The sequence below is a fragment of the uncultured Acetatifactor sp. genome, assembly GCF_948601915.1.
GTDB lineage: Bacteria > Bacillota > Clostridia > Lachnospirales > Lachnospiraceae > Acetatifactor.
Genome location: NZ_CAPDXS010000266.1, coordinates 1 through 2321, shown reverse-complemented (window position 1 = coordinate 2321; position 2321 = coordinate 1). Strand labels below are relative to the sequence as shown.

Sequence of the window (2321 nt, the reverse complement as noted above, 5' to 3'; positions counted from 1 at the left end):
CTGGCCGGAGGAAACCGTTTCGATCCCCCGCAAAATGGGCGTGACCGCCTTTTCAACGTGCCGGGTGTTCTTCCAAATCAGCAGGACCACCACAATGATATTGGTCAGAAAGACGGCAGCCAGCCCGACAAGCAGTTTTCTCGCATAGCTCTCACTGACGGAAAAGTAATACTTCGCCTGACTGCCCTTTTCGCCGCCCACTACCAATAGCCCCTGGGGATGCTCCTGCACATAGACCGGATAATCCCCCAAATACCACCGGCTGAATTTTGCCACGTCCGCTGCCGTGTACCGCCGGGGCAATTCCTCCGGCAGTCTGCTCTGAAAAATGACCGTTCCTATATCGTCCAAAACCATGGCCCAGGCGTGATGTTCTTCCAACATTTCGGCCAGCTCCCCAGCCGCCGTCAAATGTCCTGTTCCGTCCAGAGTAATCCTGTCACAGATTTCGCTCATGGAGAGGTCCGGTGTCTCCGAGGTCTGCCAGGCCCAGATCAGCACAGAGAAAAACAGGACAACATTGAGTAGCAGGAACAGCACGATGATGCCCACCATAGATAAAAAGTATTTCCGAAAGAAGCGTTCCACAGGTTTCATTTCTCCGGCTCCTTTACCACCAGCTTATACCCCAGGCCCTTCACCGTCAGGAGCGATACGGGCTTTGACGGATTTTCCTCGATCTTCTCCCGCAGATGCCGGATATGGGTCATCAGCGTTGTCTCATACCCCTGCCAGATGTCCCCGCACAGCGTCTGACAGAGAACGCCGATAGTGACGATCCGGCCCGCATTCTCCGCCAGCTTTTCAAAAATGCTGTACTCCTTCGCGGTCAGCGGCGTCCGCTGTCCATCTCGGATAACCTCCGCCCGGTCCAAATCCACCGCGGCAGCGTTCAGCGTAACAACCCGCTCTTTTTCAGGATAGGCCCGTTTCAAAATCGCCTGGACCCGCAGCAGCAATTCCTTCGGGAGAAAAGGCTTGACCAGATAATCGTCCGCCCCCAGCTCGAACCCGGCAAAGCGGTCCTCGGCTTCTCCCTTCGCGGTGAGCATAAGAACGGGAACTTTGCTGACAGCCCGAATTTCCTGGAGCAGTTCAAACCCGTCCATATCCGGCATCATCACATCCAGAATGATGATGCCGGGTATTTTTTTCGCCATCACCGTCAGCGCCTCTTGCCCGGAGGCCGCTGTTGTAATCTGTGTATATCCGGCGCTCTCAAAAATGGAGCGGATCATTGTCCGCAAATCTTTTTCATCGTCCACAACGAGGATTTCTCTGTCCAGCATATAAGCCCCTCCTGTCCGCACTCATTATAGCGCAGAAACTAAAAATTGTATATGCCGCCGGCGCAATCTCAAGGTTATCTCAAGGTTCCCTCAAGGATCGCTCAAGGAAGGTGTTGTATACTGACCCCGCAAAGGAGGTAAACGCTATGAGCGAAATCGTCATCGAAACAAAACAGCTGACAAAACAGTACGGAACGCAAAAGAGCGTGTCGGAGCTGAACATCCATGTTCAAAGAGGCCGCATCTACGGTCTGCTGGGCCGAAACGGAGCCGGAAAAACCACCACCATGAAGATGCTGCTGGGCCTGACCCAGCCCACGTCAGGGGAAGTGACGATCTGGGGGAAGTCCCTGCTTGGTAACGAGAAGAAGCTGCTGCCCCGCATCGGCAGCCTGATTGAATCCCCCGGCTTTTATCCCAACCTGACGGGAACGGAGAACCTGCGCATTTTCGCTGCCCTGCGGGGACTGAAAAACCAAGACGCAATCAAAAGCGCCCTGGAGCTGGTGGGCCTGCCCTACCGGGATAAAAAGCTCTTTTCCCAATACTCCCTGGGTATGAAGCAGCGGCTGGCCATCGCCCTGGCGGTGATGCACGACCCGGAGCTGCTGATTTTGGACGAGCCCATCAACGGCCTGGACCCCATCGGCATCGCGGAGGTGCGCTCCTTCATCCGGGCGCTGTGCGATGAGCGGGGCAAGACCATCCTGATCTCTAGCCACATTCTCTCCGAGGTGGCGCTGCTGGCGGACGACATCGGCATCATCGACCACGGTGTGCTGCTGGAGGAGGAGAGCCTTGTGGACCTGGAAGCCAAGAGCGACCGGTATATCCGCTTCACAGTCTCCGACACGGGGCGGGCGGCGGAGGTCCTGAACAGTGCTTTCCACGAAAATCAGTTTACCATACAGGACGGCCAACATCTGCGGCTGGATTCTCCCAAGGTCCCCGTGGCAAAGATCGTTTCTGCCTTTGTGCAGTATGGTCTGGAGGTGTCGGAGGCCGCAACTGTGGAGGAAAGCCTGGAGGATT

The 2321-nt window shown here is 55.9% G+C and carries 2 protein-coding genes and 1 pseudogene; 1 reads left to right on the top strand and 2 read right to left on the bottom strand.

All coding sequences use genetic code 11. The features are described from left to right. Together Q2B33_RS23865 and Q2B33_RS23860 are read right to left on the bottom strand one after the other, a co-directional pair. Positions 1-597, bottom strand: a pseudogene (locus Q2B33_RS23865) (hypothetical protein); the annotation flags it as partial. Continuing rightward, positions 594-1289, bottom strand: a complete 696-nt coding sequence (locus Q2B33_RS23860; protein ID WP_300914331.1) for a response regulator transcription factor — start codon at positions 1287-1289, stop codon at positions 594-596. The pseudogene Q2B33_RS23865 and the gene Q2B33_RS23860, both read right to left, overlap by 4 nt. A 146-nt stretch (positions 1290-1435) precedes the next feature. On the opposite strand from Q2B33_RS23860, the gene Q2B33_RS23855 reads away from it, so the two are divergent. After that, positions 1436-2321: ABC transporter ATP-binding protein (locus tag Q2B33_RS23855; RefSeq protein ID WP_300914329.1), on the top strand; the 886-nt coding region annotated here is incomplete at its 3' end.